Raw genomic sequence first — 26634 nt, forward strand, 5'->3', positions numbered from 1 at the left:
GTGGCAAGCCGGCGATTGTCGCGTGTCTCATGCGCATTGGCGTTACTCACGGGTCTGGTGGCGGCCGTGCCGCCGCCGGCCGTCGCGTCCGCACAACCGGACGCCGAGACGGCGGCCTTGTTGTCCGCGGTGGAACGCTTCTCCACCGCGAGCGGCGGCCTGGCCGCGGTCGGGCCGATGGGCGAGCAACTGCCGCTCGTCGGCCTGGTGCCCGGCGGCGAGGACGCCCTGGGCCTGGGCGACCTGTTCCAGGTGGCCGTCCACGACAAGCTCAAGAACCTGACGGCCCTGGACGACCTCCAGGACGAGTACGAGCTGTCCGGCCCCCGCGCCGGCAAGCTGCTGGCCAAGGCGAGCACCCAGGGCGGGATCAGGCGGCTCGACCTGACCCTCGACGTCACCAGGACGGTCGCCGGCCGCCCGATCTCCATCGCCAGCGCCCAGCCGAAGGTCTCACTGACCACCTCGGGCGGCGTGGACGTCACGCTGAAGCTCACCGCGAAGCTGCCCTTCGCCTACGACCCCGCCACGAAGTCCGCCTGGCTGGGCAAGGACGCCACGGTCACCGTGCGGGCCGACGGCAAGCTCGCCGCCGGGGCCAGGCCGACCGCCGCCTTCGGCATCCTCGGCGTCGACCTTTCGGCGGCCTCGGCGCTCTCCTTCACCGCCGAGTTCACCGCCACCGCCGCCGACCCGGACGGCAACGGCAGGCTGGACCCGGGCGAGCTGGGCTCCGAGAGCCTGTTCACCTTCGCCCGCAAGGGCTCGGCGACCGCCAAGCTCCAGGTCACCGCGCAGCCGTTCGCCGGCGCCCCGGTCGAGGGGGCCACCGCGACCATCGACGTGAGCTGGCCCGACCTCGCGACCGGCGGCCCGGCCGTCACCGTCACCCAGGCCGACCTGGACCGGCTCGACCGCTTCCAGACGCTCACCCCGAAGGACCTGCTCGACGGGCTGACCCACCTGGCCAACGCGATCACCGCCGCCCAGCGCGCCCGCTGGGACGGGCAGGGCGACCTCGACCTGCCGTTCATGCGCGGGTCCCTGGCCGACGCCGTGCAGGTGTCGGAGGCGATCCACGCTTTCGCCGCGGCCAGCGTGGACCGGAACACCGGCCGGCCCACCTTCACCTCGATCCAGGACCTGTTCGCCGCGCTCGGCAAGGCCCGCGGCCTGCCCGGAGGCGCGATCATCAAGGTCGCCGACGCCGGCTACGACGACGCCGCCAAGAAGATCGCCTTCACCCTCGTCGTGGACCGGACCGTGAACCCCACGCCCGAGCCGCTCAACCCCGCGGGGCAGACCGTCAGCGGGACGGGCACGGGCGTGACGTACACGGCCAAGACGCTCAAGCACGCCGGGCAGAAGTGGACGCCGGGGCAGTTCGCCGGGCGTACGGTCACCGCGGGCGCGTCCAGCGGCATCGTGGCCGACAACACCGCCGACACCGTCACCCTCGCCGAGCAGGGGTGGCGCGGTGGTGTGCCCGCCGCGGGCGCGCCGTACCGGATCTCCGCGAGCGACCCGATGATCGGGCAGGTCGCCTTCGGCGACACCTTCAAGACCGCCGCGGGGCTCGACCGCGCCAACGCGACCGCCGCGGTGGCGGGTGTCATGCGCGGCTACCACGCCTCGGCCACGGTCGTGCTCGACCTCGGCGACCCGGTGACCGGCCAGGGGTGCGCGCAGCGGCCGGACGGGCAGCAGAAGGCGTGCCCGTACAAGCACGTCAACGCCGACGGCAGCGCCACCGTGGTGAACGAGCTGCCCAGGGCCGCCGACCGGATCATGTTGCGGACCGGCCGCGACCTGTTCGGCGCCCGCGTGTCGGTGCTCTCCTCGGTGAACGTCAACGCCGTCGCCGGCTACCTGGGCGTCCAGATCACCGGCGACCTCACCATGGGCAGCAGGAACGACGGCGACCTGGTCAAGGTCGGCCTCAAGGACCTCGGCGACGTGCCGCTGACCCGGCTGTTCGAGCGGCTGGCGAGCAAGCCGGGCGACGTCCTGACCTCCCAGGTGGACGCGGTCGCCAAGGCGCGGCTCACCCTGGGCGTGCCGGGCCTGGCCGACTTCTTCGGCGGCAAGGTCTCCGGCGAGGTGGAGATGCCGGACATCGGCAAGCCCACCACCGTCACGTTCAGCGGCTTCGACCAGATCGGCAGGGTCAAGGACTTCGCCTTCGATCCCGACAACCCGCAGGCGCTGTTCGGCGCGCTGATCAAGTCGCTGGGCGCGGTGGCCGCGTACCTCGACAGTGTCAAGGGCAGCGGGCCGGTCGGCGAGGCGATGACGGCGAAGGTGCCGCTGCTCGGGCGTTCGCTGTCCGAACTGGTGGCCTCCGAGGAGATGGGCTCGGGCCCCGGCGTCGTCTACGGCGACGGCGCCTGCGGCAACGAGAACGCCTACGTCACCGACCCCTCGCGCACGTTCACGCAGGCGCACATCGGCCGTCGGGTGGCCGTCGGCACCCGCGTGCTGACCGTCGCGACCGCGTGCGGCGAGCACACGCTGTCCTTCGCCGAGAAGTTCGGCCAGGCCGTTCCCGAGGCGGGCGCCGCCTACGCGCTGCGCTCGCCGCTCAGGGACGCGATCGACCGCCTGACCGCCGCCCCGCCGGACACCGTCCAGGCGCTGGTGGCCGAGCTGAACAAGGCGCTGGGCGGCCAGGCGCACATCGGCTACGAGGACGGCGCGCTGCGGCTGTCGCTGGCCTACGACAAGAAGGCGGCCGTGAAGGAGCCGCTGCGCTTCGCGTTCGGCGAGAGCAGCCTGGTCGCCGCCAAGGGCTCGGCCACGCTCGACGCCGCCGTCGAGGGCGAGGTGCGCCTCGGCCTGCGCGTGGCGCTCAAGCGCGACTTCGACCCGGCCCGCGACCTGCTCATCGAGACCGACTCCGGCCTCGAACTCCAGGCGAAGGCGCAGCTCGACGGCACGGTCAAGGCCGACGTCGGGCCGCTGCCGCTGGCCGTGGGCAAGGAGGGCGACGACCCGCTTCAGGCCAGGCTCGGTTACGGCGTCAGCCTGCGCTACGGCGGCGAGGCGCAGGACGCCGTCACCCCCGCCGCGTTCTTCTCCGGGCTCGACCTGGCCCTGAACGAGACGAGCGAGCCGGTCGCCTGCGACCGCGACCCGCACCGCGACGACACCGACCTGGCGCTGTGCGCCGTCCTGCCCGCCTACCTCAACGGCGCCCCGCTGACCGCGGACGGCAAGCACGCGCTCGTGCTGCGGCTGCCCAGGTCCGCCCCGCTGGCCGAGATGTTCGACCTGACCAGGAAGCTGCCCGGCGACGTGAACCGGCTGGAGCTGCCCTCCTTCGACTTCTCGACCCTGCCTCCCGGCCTGGAGCTGGACTGGACCAACCTCGGCGACGGCATCGACCGATACCTCACCGCGCTGGAGACCGGCATGCGCATGGCCTCCGGCCAGGGCCGGCTGCCCATGGTCGGCGCCGACCTCCAGCAGGGGGCCGACTTCGTCGGCGCCAAGCGTCAGGAGATCAAGGCCGCCCTCGCGAAGCTGCCCAACGGCGGCAAGGTGCCCACCGGCGGCGACCTGCGCAAGTGGTACAACGACGAACTCGCGCCCAAGGTCGGGCCCGGCGTGCAGCCCGTGATCACCTGCGTGCAGGCGCCCGTCCCCGACCCCGCCAAGCCCGAGGCGTGCGACGCGGCCAAGGGCGCCGAGCTGACCGGCATCGCGTTCAAGGTCAGCATCGGCAGGGGCGACGTCGATCCCGAGCAGGGCTGCGTCAAGGACTGCCTGGGCGTGGAGCGGCCGCTCGACATCGGCGTCCCGGGCCTCGCGCTGCGGCAGGGGGCGGGCAAGGGCGTACGGGCCGAGCTCGGCTGGCACGCCGAGGCCATGGTGGGCCTGGACCGGACCAGCGGCTTCTACCTCGACGCCGGCGAGGCCAACCGCCCGCGGGCGACCGTCGGCGTGAACGTCTCGCTGCCCGAGGAGATCAACGCCAGGCTGGCGATCCTCGACGTCACGCTCAAGAACCGCGAGCAGAACGCTCCCGACCTGTTCGCGGGCGCCTTCACCATCGGGCTCAAGCCCGTCGGCCGGATCGGGCTGGACCAGCTCGCCGACGCCACCGGCCTGGTGGAGACCTCCGTGCACGCCAAGGTCGCGGTGGACTGGCGTTTCAAGGTGACGGCCGGCTCGGCCATGTTCCCCGGCCTGTTCGGCGACTTCGACCTGGACTGGGACCTCACCAAGGGCGGCTCCCCCGACCCGGCGAACCTGAACATCGCCTTCAACAACGTGAACCTGGAGGCCGGCGACTTCTTCCGCAGCGTCCTCGGCCCGGTGGTGACCCAGGTCAAGAAGGTCACGGACCCGGTCAGACCGGTGATCGACCAGCTCTACGCGCCCATCCCCGTGCTGTCGGACCTGAGCAAGGCCGCGGGCGGCGGCGAGGTGAACCTGATGACGATCGCCAAGAAGTACAACACGGTGGCGGGCGGCGGCACGACCAAGTTCATCGAGCGGATGATCGAGGTCGGCAGGCTGGTCTCGGCGCTGCCCGACTGCCAGGGCGAGCTGCACATCCCCATCGGCAGCTTCACCGTGGCCGGCGACCGCGCGCTGAACACCGAGAACTCGCCCGACGTCGCGGACTCGCTGATCAAGGACATGGCCCCCGCCACGGACGACCTGTTCGCGGCGCTCGACCAGGGCGCCAGAACGTGCGGGAAGGGCAAGGCCGCCGTCGCCGACGCGCAGGGGCCCATGGAGCACTCCGCCAAGGCGGGCTTCAGCTTCCCCGTGCTGCAGAACGCCGGACGGTCGATCTTCAGCCTGCTCATGGGCAAGGACGTCGAGCTGGTCGCGTTCGACTCCGGGCCGCTGCGGCTCGGTTTCTCCTACAGCCAGTCCTTCGGCCCGGTCTGGTCGCCGCCGCCCATCATGGTGGTCATCTCCGGCACCGCCGCGGTCGAGGCTCACATCAGGGCGGGCTTCGACACGTACGGCATCCGCAAGGCGATCGAGCAGCGCAAGCTCGACCTCCAGGTCCTGGACAGCCTGTACCTGAAGACCACCGACGACCAGGGCAGACCCCTGCCCGCGATCACCCTGACCGGACGGCTGGAGGCGGGCGCGGCGGTCGACGTGGTGCTGGTCAAGGCGGGGGTGAGCGGCGGCGTCTTCCTCACCGTCGCCATGAACTGGCTCGATCCCACCAACGACGGCAAGTTCAGGTTCTCCGAGTTCGCCGACGTTCTGCTGCGCAACCCGCTGTGCCTGTTCTCCCTGGACGGCGAGCTGAAGGTCTACCTGAAGGCCTGGGTCGAGGTGGGCATCTCGATCTTCAAGAAACGGTTCGACTGGACGATCGTCGAGGCCAAGCTCCTCGACTTCTCGGTCAGGCCGAAGTGCGACGAGGACCCGCCGAAGCTCGCGACCGTCGCAGGCGACGCCCTGGTGCTGCACGTCGGACCGATGCGCAAGGCCAGGGGCGGCAGCACGGCCAAGCCGGGCGACGACGCCGAGCAGTGGACCGTCAGCCAGCTCCCCGGCGACGAGGGTTTCGTGGTCAGCGCGCTGGGAGTGCGCGAGGAGCACCGCAACGCGGGCCTGACGCGGGTGCTGGCCGACGGCCGCGGCGCGAAGGGCGCGCTGCGGCTGGTCTTCCAGGGGTACGGCGACGACACCGCCGGGCCGCGCCCGTTCGACCGGACCGTCGTGGCGTTCGGCGGTGACGGCGACGACATGATCCTGGCCGGCGCCGGCCGGAACGTGATCGACGGCGGCAAGGGCGACGACCAGATCACCAGCGGCGACCAGTACGACGGTCCCGCCGCGATCGTGGCCGGCGGCCCCGGCGACGACTACGTCACCATGGGCGGCGCGGGCGGCTGGGTGGCCGGTGACGGCCACCTGACCCCCGCCACCCGCAAGGTCGGTGACGTGCAGGTCGCCGACTGGACCGCCGAGGATCTGCCCGGCACGCCCGCCGACGGCTCGTCCGACGGCGCCGACCGCATCGCGGCCGGGCTCGGCGAGAACCGGCTCTATGGCAACGGCGGGAACGACACCATCGCCGTGGCCTCCGACAGTCCGCTGGCGACGACGGACGGTTCGCCGCGTTTCCGGGCGCAGCCGAGCCTGTTGGTCGGTGGACCCGGTGCGGACACGTTGACCGGTGGTTCGGCGGCTGACGAGATCTACACCGGGCCGCGTGAGGAGTTCGGCCGGGACGAGGCGGGCCCCGCCGATTCGGGGCCGAACTACGTCGACACCGGCGCGGGCGCGGACAAGGTGTTCGGCGGTCAGGCCGTTGATCTGGTCGCCGGCCACTCGGCTCCGGGTGAGGTCGTGAAGATCATCGGTGGTGGCGGGGACGACGTGCTGGCGGGTGGTCACGGCAAGGACGAGATCTTCGGTGGTCCCGGTGACGACTGGGTGATCGCCGAGCCGTCCGACGTCGGTGAGGCGCAGGGGCGTGACGACTTCGGTCCTGCCCGGCAGGTGCGTCATCTGCCGCTGCCGGCGGGCGTGCAGCCCTCGGCCAAGCGGCTGTCCGGCGGCGACGGGAACGACCACGTCGTCGGCGGCGACGGAGGCGCGACCGTCTTCGGCGACCGCTGGCGGGACGAACCGTGTGAGGAGCACGACGGCGCCGCCGACGGCCGGGACCTCGTCCTCGGCGGCGCGGGCAAGGAGATCGTGTCGGCCGGTGGCGGCGCCGACCGGGTCGAGGCCGGTGGCGGCCAGGACCGGGTCTGCGGCGAACGCGGCGACGACCGCCTGGCCGGCGGCTCGGGCGACGACCAGGTCGCGGGCGGCTCGGGCGACGACACGGCGCTCGGCGACGACGGCGATGACGAGGTGACCGGCGGCTCCGGCGACGACACCCTGTACGGCGGCGCTCACGACGACACCGTGGTGGGCGAGTCCGGGCAGGACCGTCTGTTCGGCGGCGAGGGTGACGACCTGGTCATCGGCGGCACGCGTACGGCGGGCAAGGACGACAAGGGCGACGTCCTGTACGGCGATGCGGGAGCGGACCGGCTGATCGGCGACAACGGCGACGCCGGTGGCCCGTTCGACCTCGACGGCACCCCGGAGGAGGCCGGCGGCCCGGACGTGATCCACGGCGGCGACGGCGCCGACGCGGGGTACGGCGGGATCGGGTCCGACGAGGTGCACGGCGACGCGGGCGACGACCACCTGGAAGGCGGCGTCGGCGGCGACAAGGTGTACGGCGAGGCCGGGGAGGACGAACTCGTGGGCGGCGCTTCGGGCCCGTACCCGGACGGCGGCGACACACTGCTGGGCGGCGAAGGCCCGGACGTGATCACCGCCGACAACGCCCTCCTGACCATCTCCCTCCAACCCCCGACCTCGACGCCGACTCCGAGCAGCACCGCAACGCCGTCGGCCACGGCCACACCGTCTGGGACGTCCGCATCCGACATGGACGCGGCTACTTCGGTGGCCGCGCGGCCGGGGCAGGCGGTTACGCACCGGGTGAAGCTGCTCGCGGGTGGCTTCGGCCCCGACGTGGCCGACGGCGGTGCGGGCAACGACGCGATCTTCGGTCAGGGCGGCCCTGACCGGCTGCGCGGCCAGGAAGGCGACGACTACGCCGAGGGCGGCGCGGGCGTGGACTGGGTCGAAGGCGACCAGGGCAACGACGACCTGGTCGGCGGCACCCACACCACCACGGCGGACGACGCCGCGGACGCCCTGTACGGCGGCCCCGGTGACGACGTCATCGCCGGCGACAACGCCGTGGTGACCTTGACGGGCACCCCGGCCAGCGCCACCGTCCGCCTGGGCTCGTCGGGCACCCCGATGACCCCACGCGCGGTCACCCTCCTGAGCGACGGCTCTGGCGGGGATCGTATATCGGGTGGGGCCGGAGTCGACGTCCTGTGGGGGCAGGGCGGGGATGACCAGATGTCCGGTGGGGGTCAGGGAGACTACGCCGAGGGCGGTGAGGGTGCGGATCAGATCCGTGGTGACCTGCCGTTGTCGGCCGAGTCCACCCGCACCACCAGCCACCCCCTGCCCGACCCCGGCTGGAAGGGCGACCCCAGCGGCCCGGCCGACCTGGAAGGCGACGACACCCCCGGCCAGGACGACCTGATCGGCGGCTCGGCCAAGCAGGCCGCCGCCGACCAGGCCGACGCGATCGAGGGCAACGGCGGCGCCGACGTCCTGCTCGGCGACAACGGCTCGCTCATCCGCACCCTCACCGGCAACACCGAGAAGGTGTACACCGAGCGTTACCCCGCAGGCCAGGCACCCGCGGACGCCACCCGCGTCCGCGGCCACGACCCGGCACTGCCCGGCGACTCCACCAGGTTCTGCACCCAGGCCCAGACCACCTGCGAGCCGGCCGGCTCCTCCGGCCCCGACCACCTGTACGGCGACGACGGCGACGACGCGCTGTGGGGCCAGGACGGCGACGACGAACTGCACGGCGGCCAGGGCGACGACGACCTGTTCGGCGAACTGGGCGACGACACCCTGTACGGCGGCCCGGGCGAGGACGCCATGCTCGGCGACCGGGGCGGCGTGCTGAATGAGCGCATCGACGCCTCCGACGCCCAGCGGCTCGGCTTCACCGTCAGCCTCAACGCGCCGCCGAAGGAGACCTACAAGGGCTTCCAGGCCGGCACGTACGACCGCCGCACCGACCTGCTGCACGACACCGACGGCGACACCTGGACCCAAGCCGCCATGCCGCACGACGGTTTCGCCAAGGGCGGCGACGACCGCCTGCGCGGCGGCCCCGGACGCGACAGCATGCACGGCGGCGCCGGCGACGACCTGGTCAACGGTGACAGCGGCGGCGACGAGGTGTTCGGCGGCGACGGCGCGGACGTCATCTGGGGCGGCAAGGGCTGCGACCCGGTCCTGGACGCCGCCACCCCGGACTGCCAGTCCGGCGGCGCGTTCGACCCGGCCGCGCGCGGCACCGGCGACCGTTTCGTGGACCACGTCTTCGGCGGGGCCGGCGCGGACCTGCTCGACTACAACCCGCGCGGTTCGTACCCCGGCTCGTGCGCCCCCGGCAAGATGCCGGAAGGCGAGCTGACCACGGTGGTGGACCCGTGCGCGTGGTTCCGGATGACCGACAAGGACAACGCCGACACCACCGACGACCAGCACCACCAGGGCGTGGACTGGCAGTACGGCGGCGCCGACCGCGACGTGCTCCAGGGCGACCGCACGGCCAACGGCCCCAACCCCGGCGACAAGATGATCGACTGGAACGGCGGCTTCAACCTCTACACCCACTGCGGCCCGGCCAACGGCGGGCACAACATCGTCCGCCAGCACTCCCCGGCGATGCTCGACTTCCTGGCCAAGGTGGCCTGGGGCTCGGGCGCCGGGCGTGCGGCGGGCGACCCGTCGGGGACGCGGGAGGTGGCCGTCCCGGCCTCGGGCGACAGCGGTTCGCCCTATCCCACCTCACCCGGACACTTCGACTCGCCCGTGGCCTGCGCGGGCTGATCAGGAGACATGCCGATGTCACGCCGTCTGATGGCGACCATCCTGGCGGGGGTGCTGGCGGCCGTGGGACTCACCACGGCCCCGGCCCATGCCGCCGCACCCGGGCGGCCCCCGTGCGACCCGGGGGACTGCTTCACCGTCGAGGTCTCGCTCGACCGCGCCCCCGTCGTCGGGCAGAGCGCGAGACTCACGGTCATGGTGACGCCGAAACAGGACATCCCCGACGCCACCACGATCATCGAACTGCCGGAGACCATGCGGTGGGCGACCCCGCCCGCCGGGCTCTCCCGTGCCGCCGCGACGATCGGCCGCAGCCCGGTGGACCGGGCCACCCGGACCTGGCGCGCCCGCGCCGGCAAGCCGGTCCGGTACGAGGGCGTCGTCACAGCGGTCAGGCCCGGCCCGGCCTCGATCCGCGTCCAGGCCCGCGACGGGCGGCCCGGACCCGGCTCGGACGGGCTCGCCTACGTCACCGTCGGCGCGGAGTCGTCGGTGTTCGGCATGCCGCGCGAGGGCCGCGGACGCCGTACGGAGAGATCGGCGGCGGCGACGGCGGCGGCCGGTGACACGTGCGTCCAGGGACGCGTCACTCACGTCAGGACGGACGGTTCCATCGGCGGCGTGCCGATGGCGGAGGTGGACGCGTTCGACACCGACACGGGCGGCCGGCTCATGCTCGGCTGGGCCGAGACCGACGCCTCCGGCGGCTACAAGGTGTGCTTCCCCGGCACCGAGGAGGACGGCACCGGCCAGGACGTCACCATCGAGGTCAGCCCCGCCAACATCTACTGGACCGTGGGCTTCTCGGAGAAGGCCGACGACATCTACACCGACGCGAGCGCGCCGACGCAGGACGTTCCCCCCGGCACGTCGACCACCGTCATCGACTACCAGAGCGCGGGCGGCGATCCGATGGAGGGGGCCTTCCGCCTCCACTCCGCCGCCTACGACACGTGGAAGGCCTACACCGGCTGGCTGAACGACCCGGCCGACGACTGCTGGAAGCCGGGCGAGCAGAACTGCCAGTCCGTGACCCTCATCTGGGCCCCGGACAGGGTCCTGCCCACGTCGTACTACTGCCCGGGCTCAGACGGCGCCGACTGCCTGGGCCGGTTCCAGATCAACCTGGACGCGTCGATCCCGCTGGCGAAGATGACGGTCCCCCACGAGCTGGGGCATTTCATCATGGACTACACCTACGGCCTGATGCCCTCGGACGGCACCGACTGCGGGAAGCACTACATGACGACGCCGATGAGTAGCACGGTCTGCGCGTGGGGAGAGGGCTGGGCGGACTGGGTCGCCGTCCAGACCTACGACGAGACGCACTACCGGTGGTACACGACCGGTCTGGACCTGGAGAGCCCGCACTGGTTCAGCGAGGGCTGGCCGACCAAGGCGGACGCGAGCAAGACCGAGGGCCGCGTGGCCGGGGTGCTCATCGACCTGGCCGACTCGGGAACGCGCGACGAGAAGTACTGGGACCTCGGCGGCCTCGGGCCCGAAGCGATCGTGGCCACGTTCAGGAAGGGGGTCGCCCAGGACCTCGACGACTTCCTGAACCTGCTGGACCCCCAGCACCACGACCTCGCGCAGGCGGCGCTGTTCCAGAACGCCATCCCTGCCCAGCACGTGGAGGACCTGGCCGACCGGACCCCGACGCGCCGGCCCGCCAACGTCCCGCTCCAGACGGCCTTCATCACCACTCCGGACAGATGGCACGTGATGGCCGCGGTCGCCGGCCCGGACGGCGCGGACGTGGACCTGGCCACGACGCCCCACGGCAGCGGCGCCACCGTCAGGAGCGCCGAACTGGCCGCCACCAGCGCGGACTTCGTCGCCGTGCAGCCCAGCCCGGCCACCCGCAACTGGTTCGTGAACTCGGTCAGCTCGGACGCCGACTACGAGGAGTACGGGATGGAGGTGACCGAGGCGCCCGCCGGCAACCTGGAGGCCGGGACGCCGCAGCAGTTCCCCATGGCCGCCGGCCGGCTGGTCGAGGTGCGTACGACGTGGATCGAGAAGGGTGTGCCCGCCACGCTCACCGTCGTGCCGCGCAACGGGCAGGACCTCGACCTCTTCGTGATGGCGCCCGACCCCGCCGTGTGGGGCCTGCCCAGGTCCGCCGCCCGCAAGTCCGCGAGCGGCGGCCCGAACAAGATGGAACGCCTCACCATCAGCGACCCGAAGGTGACCGGGCTGTACGCGGTCGTCGTGGTCAGGAAGGCGGGCGACGGCGACGTCCTGCTGACCCGCGTCTGACGCAGGAGGTGCCCCGCGTGTCTGCGCGGGGCACCCGTGACGGTTACTTGGCCGCGAAGTCCTGCGTCCAGTGGAGGGGGCCCTGGCCGTTCCTGGCCACGCCCACGCCGATCACCGTGTACCGGCAGTTCATGATGTTGGCCCGGTGGCCCGAGCTGTTCATCCAGGAGCTCATCACGGAGGCCGGGGTGGTCTGGCCCTTGGCGATGTTCTCGGCGAAGGCGGTGCCGCCGGTGAAGCCGGCCGCGCGGATGCGGTCCATGAAGCTGCGGCCGTCCTTCGAGGTGTGGTCGAAGTAGTTCTTGGCCGCCATGTCGGAGGAGTGGCCGAACGCCGCGGCGCGCAGTTGCGCGTCGTGCTTGAGCGGGTTGCAGCCGCCCTTGGCGCGCTCGGCGTTGACCAGGCGCAGGACCTCGTTCTCCTCGGCGGTGCCCACCGTGCCGGCGGGCCCGGACGGCTTCGGCGCCGGGGTGGCGGAGGTCGTCGGGCTGGGCTTCGGGGACGGGGTGGCCGTCGGGGTCGGGCTCGGCGTGCCGGTCGGCGCGCAGGACAGCCTGACCGCCTTGGACGTCGCGCCGCGGCCACGGTGGTCGGTGGCGACCGCGTAGTAGACGCCGGGCGCGCAGGGGAGGGTGAGCGCGAGGCTGCCCGACCTGGTGGCGCCGCTCTTGACGACGGGGTCGGTGCCCGGGACGGCGCGCTTGAGCCGGACGCGCAGGAGCGCGTCCGTACGGCAGCCCTGGCGGGCGGCGGAGGAGACGATCTGTGCGGTGTCGGTGACGCGAGGCGTGGCCACGGTGACCCGGCAGCGGCCGGCGGCCTCGCTGCCGGCCGTGGCGGCCGTGGCCGCGGTCATCGGCGTACCGAGTGCCGCCAGGCTCACCAGGCCGGCGAGTACCCCTAGGGGTCTGCGCATTGGGGGCTTCCTCCAGTTGCGATGGACGCTGGATCGCACCGCATTCTGGTAGGACCGCAACCCCCGTGTCACGAAATTTGCGAAATTTCCCTGAGGTCCGAGTAAACCAAAGTGTCGGGAAACGCGTCGTGGCCCGTTCCAGCCGCCGCCGCGCTCAGACCCGGAACTCCTCGGTCCGGTGGGCGTAGGGGGGCACCGCGGCCCGCGTCTCGTCGGTGACCGACGGCGGCGGCAGCGGCACGATCTCCCGCCGGTGGAAGTCGCCGACGTCCTCGCCCTCGGCGAACAGCTCCTGGACCGCCCGCAGGCAGGGGCCGATCACGCCGGGATCGGTGATGCGCCGGCCGCCGCGTCCGCCGCCGTACTCGTCGTAGAGGACCTCGTACATCAGGCCGGGGGAGAAGATCACCAGCTCGGGCACCGGTTCGAGGGCGGCCACGCGCGCCGCGGGCACCACCCGGCAGGGGGAGCCCGCCCGGGCCCGCATGTCCAGCAGGTGCATCTCCCACTGCAGGTACGGGGTGACCGGGAACTCCACCACGCGTACCCGCCGGACCGGCATCCGGTGGCGGAAGTAGCCGGTCACCAGCGGCGCCATCTGCTCGGACAGGGCGAGGGAGCCGCTCCAGTCGCCGTCCATCATGGCCCGCCAGCTCGCCACGTCCGGCTCGTAGAAGGTCTGGGCGCGCTCCAGCTTCCACAGCGGGACGGCGCAGCCCTCGTGGTCGCGGTCGAAGGCCGCCAGGTAGCCGGGCGCGTCCAGGACGAGTGCGTCGGCGCCGCCCACGGCGGCGAACGGATTCGTGACGGCCACCACGGAACCCGGCTCTGCCATACGACGCCCCTTCGTTCGGTGAGACCCGACCAGATCATGAAATGTCACTTGACCCGGGTCAAGACCCAACATCACAAAGGGGCGTGAAGGTCACCCGCGGTAGTGAAATCGGCGGTGGACCAAGTTGGCGACGGTGGCCACCACGAAGACCGCCAGCAGGATCTTGAAGAGGCCGAACCCGAAGACCATCCCCAGCACCCCGAAGAGGATCAGGAAGGGAAGGAACGGTCCGGGGCCGCGGTGGCCGTGCCGGTGACGGCGGGAATGGTCGTGCCAGGGGCGGCCGGCGGGCGCGTGCCGCATGGCCTGCATCTGGTGGCGGTGCGCCCTCATCGCCTCGCGCCAGGCGTCCCGGTCGAACTGGGGGACCTGCTGGGGCGGCGCGTAGGCGGGGGACGAACCGGGCAGGTCGGCCGTCACCTGGGACAGGTCGCGGACCGTCTTGGAGGCCAGCGCCCGGTCGAGCCGCTCGTCGAGCTCCTCGTGGGTCAGACGGCCCTGGGCGAAGTGCTCGCGCAGGGCCGCCATCGTCTGCTCGCGCTCGGCGTCGCCGATGCGGAGATCGTTGTGGTCCATCTCTGGTTCCTCGCTCTCCCCGAACCGGCCTGTCGCTGCGGAGCCGGTCACCTGGTTACTCCTCACCCGGTTCGCCGTCGGCCAGGATCTGGTAGAGCTTGCGCCGGGTCTCAACCAGAGTCTTACGCGCTTCGCGGATTTGTGCGTCGTTTCCGGTCTGAAGAACCTGCATCATGGCGAATGCCGACTGTCGGGCGATGTGCCAGAGATCGGCGGTGTTGTCGTCGATGTCCGGACGCATCTCGTCCCAGGGGGCGCGGACCTCGTCGGCGTGCGCGTCGATGTAGGCGCGTCCCTCGTCGGTGAGGCGGAAGGTCTTGCGGCCCTCGTTCTCCTCCGAGATCACCAGGCCCTCGTCGGTGAGCTGCTGCAACGCCGGGTAGACGGCGCCGGGGCTGGGCTTCCAGCCGCCCTCGCTGCGCGCGGCGATCTCCTGGATGATCTGGTAGCCGTTGCGCGGCTCCTCCGACAGCAGGGCCAGGATCGCGGCGCGGACGTCACCCCGCTTGGCCTTGCGCCCCCGGCCGCCGCCCCACCCGTGGTGCCCGCCCCAGGGCCCGCCCGGACCGAAGGGGCCGCCGCGCCCGAAATCGAACGGGAACGGTCCGCCGGGACCGCCGCGCCGGCCGCGCTGCCTGTGCTCGTCGTGACCGCCGCCGCCCTGGCGATGGTGGTGGTGGCCGCCCATCTGCTCGAAGGCGTCGGCCATGGCCCTCAGCTTCTCGCGGGCCGCGCGCAGGTTCTCCCGCGGGCCGAACCACTGGTTGCCCGCCGCATGTGCGTATGTCATGTTCTTTCTCCTTGTATCGCGATCTATTCTCGATGCGTCAACGATATATCGCTACTGTTTCGTTGGCAAGGCGCGGAAGAGAGTGAGACAGATCACGAAAAAGTTGCGGAATCGGGGAACAGTATTGGGATGCCCGCCGTTGAACAGAGCAGACGAGGTCGTTCCGCGTCGGCAGGGCTGGGGGGTGCTGTCGCCGCGGAGACGACCTCGTCTGCGTTTACGGGTGTTCTCGCCGGACCGTTCCACCGTGAGGACAACCTGGCGGCGGGGCTCTCCGCGTAAAGCGGTTCTTTGCAATACAGTCCCGATCATGATGGGGCACACGCACGCGATGACCGGGGCGATCGCCTGGCTGGGGCTGGCGCCGCCGCTGGCCGCGCTGCCACTGCTGAACGAGAGCTCCCGGTTCATCGAGACCGGCATCATGGCCGGGGCCCTCGGCCCGGCCGAACTGATCGCCGGCGCGCTGGTCTGCGCGGGCGCGGCCATGCTGCCCGACCTCGACCATCCCAGCGCGACCATCGCCCAGACGTTCGGCCCGGTCACCTGGCTGCTCAGCAAGTTCGTGTCGTGGATCAGCGGCGGCCATCGCGGCATGACGCACTCGCTGGCCTTCGCCGCGGCGCTCGGGTTCGGCGTCCACTGGCTGGCCAACACCTACCCGATCGGCCGGGACATCATCGTGGTGTTACTCGTCGGGCTGGCGCTGCGGGCCATCGGCATCGGCATCCCGGGCAACAAGGCCGGATCGGTGATGGTCAACATCGGCCTGACCGCCGGGCTCTACGCCGTCTTCATGTCGTTGCAGGTCGGGTACGCCTGGCTGGGGCTGGCCGTGGGCGTCGGCTGCCTGATCCACGTGGTGGGCGACTGCATGACCGAACGGGGATGCCCGGTGCTGTGGCCGCTGGGCGCCAAGTTCGTGCTGCCGTGGAAGATCGGCATCAAGACCGGCAAGAAGTTCGAGCAGAAGATCCTCGCGCCGATCCTCTCCGTCGCCATCATCGGCCTGCTCTTCTGGCGCCTCGCGCCGCTTTAACTTGATGTCGAGATACCGTAGTAATATCTTGACGTCGAGACATCCGCCGCGAGCCCCGCAGGTTAGGTTCACCTAACGTACGTGTCGTTCCGTGGGTGCGGCAGGATTCAAGTGAGCAATTGTCTGATGGAGGAGGCGAATCACCGTGTCCGCGAACAGCTTCGGCAGCCGTGACACGCTACGCGTCGGAGACGCGGCGTACGAGATTTTCCGGCTTGACGCCGTCGAGGGCGCCGCACGCCTCCCGTACAGCCTGAAGATCCTGCTGGAGAACCTCCTCCGCACCGAGGACGGCGCCAACATCACCGCCGACCACATCCGTGCGCTCGGCGGCTGGGACCCGAACGCGACGCCCAGCGTGGAGATCCAGTTCACCCCGGCCCGCGTCATCATGCAGGACTTCACCGGCGTCCCCTGCGTGGTCGACCTGGCCACCATGCGCGAGGCCGTGCGCGACCTGGGCGGCGACGCCTCCAGGATCAACCCGCTCGCGCCCGCCGAGATGGTCATCGACCATTCCGTCATCGTCGACTACTTCGGTCACCCCGACGCCTTCCAGCGCAACGTCGAGCGCGAGTACGAGCGCAACCGCGAGCGCTACCAGTTCCTGCGCTGGGGCCAGACGGCCTTCGACGAGTTCAAGGTCGTGCCGCCCGGCACCGGCATCGTCCACCAGGTCAACATCGAGCACCTCGCCCGCGTGGTCATGATCCGCGACGGCAAGGCCTACCCCGACACCTGCGTCGGCACCGACTCCCACACCACGATGGAGAACGGCATCGGCGTGCTCGGCTGGGGCGTCGGCGGCATCGAGGCCGAGGCCGCGATGCTCGGCCAGCCGATCTCCATGCTGATCCCGCGCGTGGTCGGCTTCAAGCTCAGCGGCAAGCTGCCCGCCGGCGCCACCGCCACCGACCTGGTCCTGACGATCACCGAGATCCTGCGCAAGCACGGCGTGGTCGGCAAGTTCGTCGAGTTCTACGGCGAGGGCGTCTCCTCCGTGCCGCTGGCCGACCGGGCCACGATCGGCAACATGAGCCCCGAGTTCGGCTCGACCTGCGCCATCTTCCCGATCGACGGCCAGACCATCGACTACCTGCGCCTGACCGGCCGCTCCGAGGAGCAGGTCGCGCTGGTCGAGGAGTACGCCAAGGCCCAGGGCCTCTGGCTCGACCCGCAGGGCCCCGAGCCGGTCTTCTCCGAGTACATCGAGCTCGACCTCAGCACGGTCGTCCCGTCGATCGCCGGCCCCAAGCGCCCGCAGGACCGCATCGAGCTGTCGGCGGCCAAGGACGCCTGGCGCCGCGACGTCCAGAACTACGTGGCCGACGGCGTCGACGAGGAGGGTGAGGAGTCCTTCCCGGCCTCCGACGCGCCCGCCTCCAACGCCCGCGCCGACGGCGGCCGGCCGCACAAGCCGGTCCCGGTCACCTCGCCCGACGGCACGTCGTTCGAGATCGACCACGGCATCGTGTCGATCGCGGCGATCACCTCGTGCACCAACACCTCCAACCCGTACGTCATGCTCGGCGCCGCGCTGCTGGCCCGCAACGCCGTGGAGAAGGGCCTGACCCGCAAGCCGTGGGTCAAGACCTCGCTGGCCCCGGGTTCGCAGGTCGTCACCGGCTACTTCGAGCGCTCCGGGCTCCAGCCGTACCTCGACAAGCTCGGCTTCAACCTGGTCGGCTACGGCTGCACCACCTGCATCGGCAACTCGGGCCCGCTGCCCGCGGAGATCTCCGACGCCATCCAGGCCAACGACCTCGCGGTCACCGCGGTCCTGTCCGGCAACCGGAACTTCGAGGGCCGCATCAACCCCGACGTCAAGATGAACTACCTGGCCTCGCCGCCGCTCGTGGTGGCCTACGCGCTGGCCGGCACGATGGACATCGACCTCGACAACGAGCCGCTCGGGCTCGGCTCCGACGGGCAGCCGGTCTACCTCAGGGACGTCTGGCCCGCGCCGGAGGAGATCGCGGCCGTGGTCAACTCCTCGATCGGCCGTGACATGTTCGAGCGCGACTACGCCGACGTGTTCAAGGGCGACGACCACTGGCGCTCGCTGCCGATCCCGACCGGCGACACCTTCGAGTGGGACCCGTCCTCCACGTACGTGCGCAAGGCCCCCTACTTCGAGGGCATGCCGGAGAAGCCGGAGCCGGTGACCGACATCCCGGGCGCCCGCGTGCTGGTCAAGGTCGGCGACTCGGTCACCACCGACCACATCTCGCCGGCCGGCTCCATCAAGGTCGGCACCCCGGCCGCCCAATACCTGCAGGCCAACGGCGTCGAGGTCAGAGACTTCAACTCCTACGGCTCGCGGCGCGGCAACCACGAGGTGATGATCCGCGGCACGTTCGCCAACATCCGCCTGCGCAACCAGATCGCGCCGGGCACCGAGGGCGGCTACACCCGCGACTTCACCCAGGCCGACGGCCCGGTGTCGTTCATCTACGACGCCTCGGTCAACTACGCCGAGGCCGGCACGCCGCTGGTGGTGCTGGCGGGCAAGGAGTACGGCTCGGGCTCCTCGCGCGACTGGGCGGCCAAGGGCACCGCGCTGCTCGGCGTGCGCGCCGTGATCGCCGAGTCCTACGAGCGCATCCACCGCTCCAACCTGATCGGCATGGGCGTGCTCCCGCTGCAGTTCCCCGAGGGGGCCACGGCCGGCTCGCTCGGACTGACCGGCGAGGAGACGTTCGACATCACCGGCGTTGAGGCGCTCAACGGGGGCGGCATCCCGTCCACGGTGCACGTCAAGGCCGGTGACGTGGAGTTCGACGCGGTCGTCCGCATCGACACTCCCGGCGAGGCCGACTACTACCGGCACGGCGGCATCATGCAGTACGTCCTGCGCTCGCTGCTGGCCAAGTAGGAACTTCCCGAGTCCGCGTCCGGTCAAGAGCCGGACGCGGGCCGGGGACGGGGCGCGGATCCTCACGCGCCCGCATCGGGGGTATCACCCGACCCGTGAGAGCCGTCCGGCGGAACACCCTCCGCCGGGCGGCTCTCCGCTGTTCACCGGCCCTTTCCGGTCACCGGCTGGACGTGCGGTACCGGTGGGTCGCCAGCGGGGCGAAGATCGCGATGAGCGCCACCGACCACAGCAGGCTCGCCGCGACCGGATGCCGCAGCGGCCAGACCGAGCCCGCCGAGGTGGGGTTGCCGAACAGGAGACGGGCGGCGGCCACGGTCGCGCTCATCGGGTTCCAGTCGGCCACCGGCCGCAGCCAGGCGGGCAGTCCCTCGGTGGGCACGAACGTGTTGGCCAGGAAGGTCATCGGGAACAGCCAGCCGAACGTGGCGGCGTCGGCCTGCGCGCCGCTGCGCACGTACAGGCCGATGTAGGTGCCCACCCAGATCATCGCCAGGCCGAACAGCGCCAGCAGCCCGAACGCCGCCGCCGTCCGGCCCGGCGAGCCGTGCGGACGCCATCCGGCCAGGAACACGGCCGCCGCGACCATCGCGGCCAGCGACATCAGGTGCATCGACAGGTCGGCCACGCTGCGCCCGATGAGCACGGCGCTGCGGGCGATGGGCTGCGCGCGGAACCTGTCGATGATCCCGCGTTCCATGTCCTCGCCCACGGCGGTGGCGGCCGCGGTCGCCGTCATGGCCATGACCTGCATGAAGACGCCCGGCATGAGGAATTCGCGGTAGTCGCCGCCGCCGGGGAGGGTGATCGCGCTGCCGAAGACGTACCCGAACAGCACGGTCATGAGGATGGGGAACACCAGGAAACCGGCGATCTCTCCCGGTTGGGCCCGCCATCGCGAGTACGTGCGGCCCGCGATGGTCAGGGAGTCGCTGACGGTCCAGCGCAGGTTCATGCTCGTGGCTCCTGTCAGGGGGCAGGCTGTCGGGCGGTCAGGCGGTCAGGCGGAGGAAGACCTCGTCGAGGGTCGGACGGCGGAGCGCGAGGTCCTCGACGGCGATCCCGGCCGCGTCCAGGGCGCGGGCGACGCGGACGAGCGACTGCGCCCCGTCGGGAGCCGGCAGCGTCACCCGCGTCCCGCCCGGCTCCGACACCAGCTCGGACCCGAGCCCGGACCCGAGCCCGGCCCTGAGCCCGAGCGTCCTGAGGCCCGTTTCCACGTCTCCGGGCTCGCGGAAGACGATCTGGACGCGGTCGCCGCCGACCTGCTTCTTGAGCGCGCTGGGGGAGCCCGCCGCCGCGACCCTGCCCTCGCGCAGCACCACGACCTGGTCGGCGAGGTGGTCGGCCTCGTCGAGGTACTGGGTGGTCAGCAGCAGCGTGGTGCCCTCGCTGACCAGGTCGCGCAGGGCCTGCCAGAGCTGGAGGCGGCTGCGCGGGTCGAGGCCGGCGGTCGGCTCGTCCATGAACAGCACGGGCGGCGCGACGATCAGGCTCGCGGCCAGGTCGAGCCGCCGCCGCATCCCGCCCGAGTACGTCCTGACCAGCCGCCGCCCGGCCTCGGCCAGCCCGAACCGTTCCAGCAGCTCGTCGGCCCTGCTCCTGGCCCTGGCCCTGGACAGGTGGTAGAGGCGGCCGAACAGCTCCAGGTTGCGCCGGCCGGTCAGCAGCTCGTCCACGGCGGCGTGCTGTCCGGCCAGGCCGATGCGGAAGCGCAGCCGCGCCGCGTCGCGCACCACGTCGAGCCCGGCGACCTCGGCCCGGCCGCCGTCCGGGCGGAGCAGGGTCGCCAGGATGCGCACGGTCGTCGTCTTGCCTGCCCCGTTGGGGCCGAGCAGCCCGCAGACCGTGCCGGCCGGGACGTCGAGGTCGATGCCCCTGAGCGCCTCCTTGGCCGCGTACCGCTTTCGCAAACCCTCCGCGCAGATCATCGCAAGGCTCCTTAACGGTGTTAAATCTAACAGCGTTAAGGATGCATTGAACGTTGTTAAGCTGTCAACCGTGGCACTTGAGAAGGGCACCATCGTGGCCGCGGCGCTGCGGCTGCTCCAGGAGACCGGGCTCGACGGGCTCACGCTGCGGCGGCTCGCGGCCGAGCTCGGCGTCCAGGCGCCCGCCCTCTACTGGCACTTCAGGAACAAGCAGGAACTCCTCGACGCGATGGCCGAGGCGATGACGGCCGCCCACATGGACCGCCCCGCGCTCACCGAGCCCGCCGCGTGGCGGGAGTGGGTGCGCGACCACGCTCACCGCGACCGGGCGATGCTCAACTCCTACCGCGACGGCGCCCGGCTGGTGGCCGGCACCCGGCCCTCACCGGTGCTGTTCGAGGTGGTGGAGCGGTCGGTGGTGGCCCTGGAGTCGGCCGGGTTCGCGGTGGCCGACGCGGTGCGCGGGCTGTTCGCGGTCAGCGTGTACGTCGCCGGGTTCGTGCTGGAGGAGCAGGCCGACCGGATGCGGCCGGACGCCGACGGGGCCATGCCGGACATGGCGGCCTTCCAGCGGGCCCATCCCCGGCTGACGGCCGGGCTGACGGAGGTGGGCGACCCGCAGGGGGAGCGGTCGTTCGAGGGCGGGCTGCAGCTCATCCTCGACGGCATGCAGGGCCGCCTCGACCGTCAGGAGACCTGCCAGGCGGGGGCCGACCAGGTGTCGCAGGCCGCCGGCGAGACGGCCCGGTAGCCCCGCTCCAGCCAGCGGACGCGGTTGGCGCCCGTGCCGTGGCTGTGCTCCCCGTCCTCGTCGCCGGCGGCCCTGGTGGCGTCGAGCAGCGCGGCCCAGTCATGCCGGGTACGGCTCAGCGACGGCCACACGCTGCCCATGAACGCGCCCGCCAGGCAGTCGGCCTGGAGCTCGTACCGCCGGCTCTGCGCGCCCTTGCGCACGCCGAGGAGGCTCTGCGCGTGGTGGCCGTACTCGTGGGCGGCGACCTTGAACGGGTAGAGGTCGGTGCGGCCCTCGATCCAGGCGCCGGTCAGGGGGAAGACGAGGGTGTCGCGGCCGATGCAGTAGAAGGCCGCCGCGTGCTCGGGCCAGGCGAACCCGCACACCTCGCGCACCGGCTCGTCGTAGTAGCGGACGACGGGCCTGCGGAACGTCCGGCCGGTACGCCTGAGGTAGGCGGACCAGGACTTGTCCAGGCACTTCACGATCGTCGTGAGGTATTCGCGGCTTCGGGGGATGCCGCCGGAGCTGATCGCCGTCTCCGGGCACGCCGAGCGGCCGAGCCTGGGCGTCGCGGCCTGCGCGGGCCCGGCCTGGAGGACCGTCGCCCCGATCAACAGGGCTGCCAGGATCGTGGGGGCGCGCGGGGCGGGGGAGTGCACGGTGAGCAGCATAGGGCTTCTGGTGGCGGCGGATCGTCCGGTGTGCCCGCTTTCCGTCCACGGGTGGTGGCGGAAAGTATGGGTGATTGACTGCTCTGCGTGAGTGATGAGGTATTGGTACTGGTTGTCGGTAGTTTGGCGGTGTTTGTCGGGGCGGTCGTTCAGGGGAGCGTGGGGTTCGGGTTAGGGCTGGTGGCCGCGCCCGTGCTGACGATGCTCGACCACAGCCTGATGCCCGGCGCGATCCAGGTGGTCAACATGACGCTGCCGCTGTTCACGCTGGCCGTCGAGTGGCGGCGGGTGGACTGGCGGGGGCTGGGGTTCGCGCTGCTCGGCCGCGTTCCCGGCAGCGCCGTCGGCGCCCTCATCGTCGTGTACGTCTCCGTCCAGGCGCTCGGCGTGCTGGTCGGCGTGATGGTGCTGCTGGCGGTCGGGCTCACCGCCCGTACGGTCAGCATCGCCCGCAACGGCGCGACGATCACCGGCGCGGGCTTCCTGTCCGGGATCACCGGCACCGCCACGGGCATCGGCGGCCCACCCCTGGCCCTGGTGTACCAGAGCGCCAAGGGGCCGCAGATCCGCGCCACCCTGGCGATGTTCTTCTTCCTGAGCGCCGCGCAGTCGATCGCCATCCTGGCGTTCGTCGGCCATCTGCCCGCCCGCGCGCTGGCCACGGGCGCGACCCTGATCGTGCCGATGATCCTGGGCTTCCTGGCCTCCGGGCCGCTGCGGCGCTACCTGGACGGCGGCAAGGTGCGCGTCGCCGTCCTGGTCGTGGCCACGGTCTCCGCGCTGGCCCTGATCACGCAGAGCCTGCTGGCCTGACCCGCCGGGCTACTCGCCGGTCTGCCCGTCGACGGCCTCGCGGATGAGGTCGGCGTGGCCGTTGTGCCGGGCGTACTCCTCGATCATGTGGACGAGGATCCAGCGCAGGTGGGGACGGCGGCCGTCCGGCCAGGCGCGCTGGGCCGGCTGGTCGAGCCCGCCGGCGGCCAGCGCCTCGGCGGTCAGGGCGCGGGAGCGGGCCACCGCGTCCCGCCAGAGCGCGCGCAGCTCGTCGGGGGAGTCGGAGGCGGCGGAGTGCCAGTCCCAGTCGGGGTCGGCCGTCCAGTCGACGGTGTCCCAGGGGGCGTGCGGGTCGTGCCCGTGCAGCCGGCGGGAGAACCAGTGGTCCTCGACGTAGGCCAGGTGCTTGAGCATGCCGCCGAGCGTCAGCGTGGACGCGGCGACGGTGGTGTCGAGGCCCGCCGCGTCGAGGCCGGAGCACTTCCACTCCAGGGTGGCCCGCAGGAAGTCGAGGAAGCCCAGCAGGGTCTCGGCCTCGTCGCCCATGAAGGGCGGCTCCGGGCGTCCCTGCTCGTCGAAGTCGGTCATGGGCGGGCAGTCTACCGACGGGTTCGAACACGCGGCGGCGGTCGGGCGGCTTCTGTGTACGCTCGCGTGATGGTCAACGTGGTGGAGTGGACCAGGCTGGAACCGTGGCGGGTGGCCCGCGGCCGTACCGACCGCGACGAGAGCGTGATCGTCAAATGGACCGGGCCGCACGCCTCCGGCGCCCACGACGAGGCGTGGCGGGTGCGCACGGAGGCGGCCGCCCTCCGGTTCCTGTCGGAGGACCTCGGGGCCGGCCTGGCCCCGCGCGTGCTGGCCGTCGATCTGGCGGCGGGACGGCTGGTGCTGGAGGACCTCGCGCCGCGGACCGCGCTCGACGGGCTGCTGCGCCGCGACGGCGCAGCGGCGCACGCCGACCGGCTGGCCGCCGCCGCGCGCGTCCGCGGTGAGCTCGGCGCGATCACCGCGGGGCACGCGGAGGCGTACTACCGGCGGCGGAGCGCGCTCGGGCCGGTCGATCCGGCCGCCGACCGGCTCGGGCGGGTCGCCCGGCAGCGCGCGTCGGGGATGCCGTCGGTGCCGGACGTGCCGGTTCCGGGCGGGGTGGAGCGGGAGTTCGGCGCGGCCCTGGACGAACTGGCCGATCCCGGCCCGTTCCTCGTGCTCAGCAACGGCGACGCCGAGGCCAACAACGTCCTGGTACGCGCGGACGGCCACGCCGACCCGCGGCTGATCGACTTCGAGTTCGCCGGGTTCACGCACGCGCTGCACGACGCCGTCCCCCTGTACGTGCCGGGCCCCGGCTGGTTGTCGCTGGGCGGCGCGGCCGAGGCCGAGATCCACCGGCGGGCGCTGGCGGCCGGGGTCCCGCAGGCCGAGGACGACGGGCGCTACGGGAGGGGGCTGGCGGCGGCGTGCGCGTCGTACGCGCTGGCCAGGCTGACCCGGCTGCCCGTGCTGGACGGCCGCCCGGCGGGGGACGACAGCCGCGCCCAGCTCGTCGCGACCCTGGAGGCGGCCGCCCGTGCCGCCGAGGGGGCCCTGCCCCGGCTGGCCGGGTGGTGCCGACGGGGGGCCGCCGCGCTCCGGCGTCGCTGGCCGGACGCGGACCGCGACTTCGGGGCGCTGGCTCCGTACACGTCGCGCCGCTGACGCCCGGTCGGCGGGCACGAGGAACGGCCCCCGCGGGTGCGGGGGCCGTTCGGCGCTCGCTTAGGCGACGGAGAAGCTTCCCGACCCCGCCGGGACGTGGCTGCCGTAGCCGGGCCGGACCGTGACGGAGGACCCGAGACAGAACGGGTCGCCGTAGATGCGGACGGCCTGATCGGTCTGGTTGTTCAGCACGTGGGCGGCGAGGGGCAACTTCGTGCAGCCGCTGGGGTCGTCGTAGATCTCCAGGGGGAGGGCCTCTACCTGGAAGACGACGACCTGGCCGGTCGCGGCCCGGGCGGGGGCTGCCGCGACGAACGGCGCGGTCGTCGAGGCGAGGACCAGGGTCAGGGCGGCCAGGCGAGCAGAGTGGCGCATGGGCGGGGTTCCTTTCGTTTCGAGGGCCCCTCCATCCTCATGCGCCTCATCTGTCACGCACAGTAACCGTAAGGTGACATTCGATCTAGCCGTGGATCATGCAGTGGCCTCCTGAGCAGCTATGTCGCTCGGCGTGGTCCCCCGCGGGGCATTACTCTCCGTGACGGATCAAGGTGTGCATTCCGGGGTGTCGTCCCGCAGGCCCAGGCGTCCCTCGTAGACCGCCACCTTGTTGGTGATCAGCTTGAGGCAGCCGTCGAGTTCCCGCATCCGGGCGAGCACCCGTTCCTGATGTTCGCGCAGCACCTCCAGCCGTTCCGCCTCGTTGCCGCGGCCCGCCCTGACGAGTTCGGTGTAGCGCCGGATGTCGGTCAGGGGCATGCCGGAGGCGCGTAGCCGGATGCACACGCCCAGCCAGTCGACGTCACCCTCGCCGTAGACCCGGCGTCCCGTCGTTCCCCGCTGTACGGGCTGGGCCAGCAGGCCCTCACGCTCGTAGAACCGGAGCGTGTGCACGCTGAGCCCGGTGCGCTCGGCGACCTGGCCAATGCTCAAACCTGACATGCTGTCCAGTTTGACCTAGAGCCGACTCTAGAACCTACGGTTCCGGGATATGAGATATCGCATCCTCGGCGGCACCGGCATCGAGGTCAGTGCCCACTGCCTCGGCACCATGATGTTCGGCGCGGCCGGCAACCCCGACCACGACGACAGCATCCGCATCATCCACGCCGCCCTCGACCATGGGATCAACTTCGTCGACACCGCCGACATGTACTCGGCGGGCGAGTCGGAGGAGATCGTGGGCAAGGCGTTGCAGGGCAGGCGGGACGAGGTGGTGCTGGCCACCAAGGTGCACTTCCCCATGGGGGAGGGGCCCAACCGGGGCGGCAACTCGCGACGCTGGATCGTACGCGAGGTGGAGGCGAGTCTCAGGCGGCTGCGCACCGACTGGATCGACCTCTACCAGATCCACCGCCCCGACCACCGGACCGACATCGAAGAAACCCTCTCCGCACTCACCGACCTGGTACGGCAGGGCAAGATCCGCGCCTTCGGCAGCTCGGCCTTCCCGGCGCACGAGACGGTCGAGGCCTACCACGTGGCCCGGCAGCGCGGCCTGTACCGGTTCCGCACCGAGCAGCCGCCGTACAACCTCCTGGCCCGCGGCATCGAGGGCGACGTGCTGCCCACGGCGCAGCGGCTCGGCATGGGCGTGCTCACCTACAGCCCGCTGGGCTGGGGGTTCCTGACCGGACGTTACCGCAAGGGACAGCAGGTCGACCTGTCCCGGGGGCGCGCGGCGCGGGCGCCCGAACGGTTCGACCCCTCCATCCCGGTCAACGCGGCCAAGCTGGAGGTCGTGGAGGAGCTGGTCAAGCTGGCGGACGAGCTCGGCTGCACCCTGCCGGCCCTGGCCGTCGCCTTCGTCACGTCGCATCCGGCGGTCACCTCGGTCATTCTCGGCCCGCGCACGATGGAGCAGCTGGAGGGTTCGCTGAAGGGCGCCTCGCTGCTGCTCGACGACGCCGTGATGGACCGGATCGACGAGCTCGTGCCGCCCGGCACCAACGTCTACCACCCGGTCGGCCTCTGGAGCCCCGCGCCCCTGACCGACCCCGCGCTGCGCCGCCGCCACCTGGGTGACCGCGCCGCGAGCTGACCCCGGACATCCGCCG

At 71.9% G+C, this 26634-nt stretch carries 18 protein-coding genes; 8 read left to right on the plus strand and 10 right to left on the minus strand.

Features of this window, described 5'->3' with window-relative positions:
• Window positions 1-36 precede the first annotated feature (36 nt).
• Window positions 37-9477, plus strand: coding sequence for a calcium-binding protein (locus tag ACWCSU_RS07560; protein WP_449934261.1), 9441 nt, complete (start codon window positions 37-39; stop codon window positions 9475-9477).
• A 15-nt stretch (window positions 9478-9492) separates the two neighbouring features.
• The gene (locus ACWCSU_RS07565; RefSeq protein WP_449934263.1) at window positions 9493-11739 is read left to right on the plus strand and encodes a hypothetical protein; all 2247 of its coding nucleotides are present in this window, start codon (window positions 9493-9495) and stop codon (window positions 11737-11739) included.
• Window positions 11740-11782: 43 nt separating this feature from the next.
• On the opposite strand, the gene ACWCSU_RS07570 is transcribed toward ACWCSU_RS07565, so the two are convergent.
• The 4 genes from ACWCSU_RS07570 to ACWCSU_RS07585 form a co-directional block, all read right to left on the minus strand.
• Window positions 11783-12655 (minus strand): CAP domain-containing protein, encoded by an 873-nt coding sequence (locus ACWCSU_RS07570; RefSeq protein WP_357697998.1) that lies wholly within the window; start codon window positions 12653-12655, stop codon window positions 11783-11785.
• A 154-nt stretch (window positions 12656-12809) separates the two neighbouring features.
• Complete coding sequence (locus ACWCSU_RS07575) at window positions 12810-13490, minus strand: DUF6879 family protein (protein WP_449934265.1); 681 nt, start codon at window positions 13488-13490, stop codon at window positions 12810-12812.
• Window positions 13491-13580: 90 nt separating this feature from the next.
• Window positions 13581-14066 carry a DUF1707 SHOCT-like domain-containing protein gene (locus tag ACWCSU_RS07580; RefSeq protein ID WP_449934267.1) on the minus strand — a complete coding sequence of 162 codons (486 nt, stop codon included), beginning with the start codon at window positions 14064-14066 and terminating at the stop codon, window positions 13581-13583.
• Window positions 14067-14121: 55 nt separating this feature from the next.
• Window positions 14122-14856: a PadR family transcriptional regulator gene (locus tag ACWCSU_RS07585; protein ID WP_449934269.1), complete on the minus strand. Its 735-nt coding sequence runs from the start codon at window positions 14854-14856 to the stop codon at window positions 14122-14124.
• Between the two features lie 310 nt (window positions 14857-15166).
• On the opposite strand from ACWCSU_RS07585, the gene ACWCSU_RS07590 reads away from it, so the two are divergent.
• Both ACWCSU_RS07590 and acnA read left to right on the plus strand, forming a co-directional pair.
• Window positions 15167-15895 carry a metal-dependent hydrolase gene (locus ACWCSU_RS07590; protein ID WP_364090088.1) on the plus strand — a complete coding sequence of 243 codons (729 nt, stop codon included), beginning with the start codon at window positions 15167-15169 and terminating at the stop codon, window positions 15893-15895.
• Window positions 15896-16040: 145 nt separating this feature from the next.
• On the plus strand, window positions 16041-18770 hold the full coding sequence (gene acnA / locus ACWCSU_RS07595) for an aconitate hydratase AcnA (RefSeq protein ID WP_449934272.1): 2730 nt from the start codon (window positions 16041-16043) through the stop codon (window positions 18768-18770).
• A 160-nt stretch (window positions 18771-18930) separates the two neighbouring features.
• Here the strand turns inward: acnA and ACWCSU_RS07600 are convergent, their stop codons facing one another.
• Both ACWCSU_RS07600 and ACWCSU_RS07605 read right to left on the minus strand, forming a co-directional pair.
• Window positions 18931-19725, minus strand: coding sequence for an ABC transporter permease (locus tag ACWCSU_RS07600; protein WP_449934274.1), 795 nt, complete (start codon window positions 19723-19725; stop codon window positions 18931-18933).
• A 37-nt stretch (window positions 19726-19762) separates the two neighbouring features.
• Window positions 19763-20701 carry an ATP-binding cassette domain-containing protein gene (locus tag ACWCSU_RS07605; protein ID WP_449934276.1) on the minus strand — a complete coding sequence of 313 codons (939 nt, stop codon included), beginning with the start codon at window positions 20699-20701 and terminating at the stop codon, window positions 19763-19765.
• A gap of 70 nt (window positions 20702-20771) precedes the next feature.
• On the opposite strand from ACWCSU_RS07605, the gene ACWCSU_RS07610 reads away from it, so the two are divergent.
• Window positions 20772-21452, plus strand: a complete 681-nt coding sequence (locus ACWCSU_RS07610; RefSeq protein WP_449934278.1) for a TetR/AcrR family transcriptional regulator C-terminal domain-containing protein — start codon at window positions 20772-20774, stop codon at window positions 21450-21452.
• Here the strand turns inward: ACWCSU_RS07610 and ACWCSU_RS07615 are convergent.
• Complete coding sequence (locus tag ACWCSU_RS07615; protein ID WP_449934280.1) at window positions 21389-22108, minus strand: neutral zinc metallopeptidase; 720 nt, start codon at window positions 22106-22108, stop codon at window positions 21389-21391. The two genes, ACWCSU_RS07610 and ACWCSU_RS07615, sit on opposite strands and share 64 nt — an antisense overlap.
• Window positions 22109-22237: 129 nt before the next feature.
• Here ACWCSU_RS07615 and ACWCSU_RS07620 point away from each other — a divergent pair, with 129 nt between their 5' ends.
• Complete coding sequence (locus ACWCSU_RS07620) at window positions 22238-22921, plus strand: sulfite exporter TauE/SafE family protein (RefSeq protein WP_449934765.1); 684 nt, start codon at window positions 22238-22240, stop codon at window positions 22919-22921.
• Between the two features lie 9 nt (window positions 22922-22930).
• On the opposite strand, the gene ACWCSU_RS07625 is transcribed toward ACWCSU_RS07620, so the two are convergent.
• Entirely contained in the window at window positions 22931-23470 is a 540-nt protein-coding gene (locus ACWCSU_RS07625; RefSeq protein ID WP_364090071.1) for a DinB family protein, read from the minus strand.
• A gap of 69 nt (window positions 23471-23539) precedes the next feature.
• Here ACWCSU_RS07625 and ACWCSU_RS07630 point away from each other — a divergent pair, with 69 nt between their 5' ends.
• Window positions 23540-24580: a hypothetical protein gene (locus ACWCSU_RS07630; RefSeq protein ID WP_449934282.1), complete on the plus strand. Its 1041-nt coding sequence runs from the start codon at window positions 23540-23542 to the stop codon at window positions 24578-24580.
• 60 nt (window positions 24581-24640) lie between these two features.
• On the opposite strand, the gene ACWCSU_RS07635 is transcribed toward ACWCSU_RS07630, so the two are convergent.
• Complete coding sequence (locus ACWCSU_RS07635) at window positions 24641-24955, minus strand: hypothetical protein (RefSeq protein WP_449934284.1); 315 nt, start codon at window positions 24953-24955, stop codon at window positions 24641-24643.
• A gap of 168 nt (window positions 24956-25123) precedes the next feature.
• Window positions 25124-25519 (minus strand): MerR family transcriptional regulator, encoded by a 396-nt coding sequence (locus tag ACWCSU_RS07640; RefSeq protein WP_357698024.1) that lies wholly within the window; start codon window positions 25517-25519, stop codon window positions 25124-25126.
• A 49-nt stretch (window positions 25520-25568) separates the two neighbouring features.
• Here ACWCSU_RS07640 and ACWCSU_RS07645 point away from each other — a divergent pair, with 49 nt between their 5' ends.
• The gene (locus tag ACWCSU_RS07645; protein WP_357698026.1) at window positions 25569-26618 is read left to right on the plus strand and encodes an aldo/keto reductase; all 1050 of its coding nucleotides are present in this window, start codon (window positions 25569-25571) and stop codon (window positions 26616-26618) included.
• The last annotated feature ends 16 nt before the right edge of the window (window positions 26619-26634 follow it).

The sequence above is a fragment of the Nonomuraea sp. NPDC001699 genome (assembly GCF_053596455.1).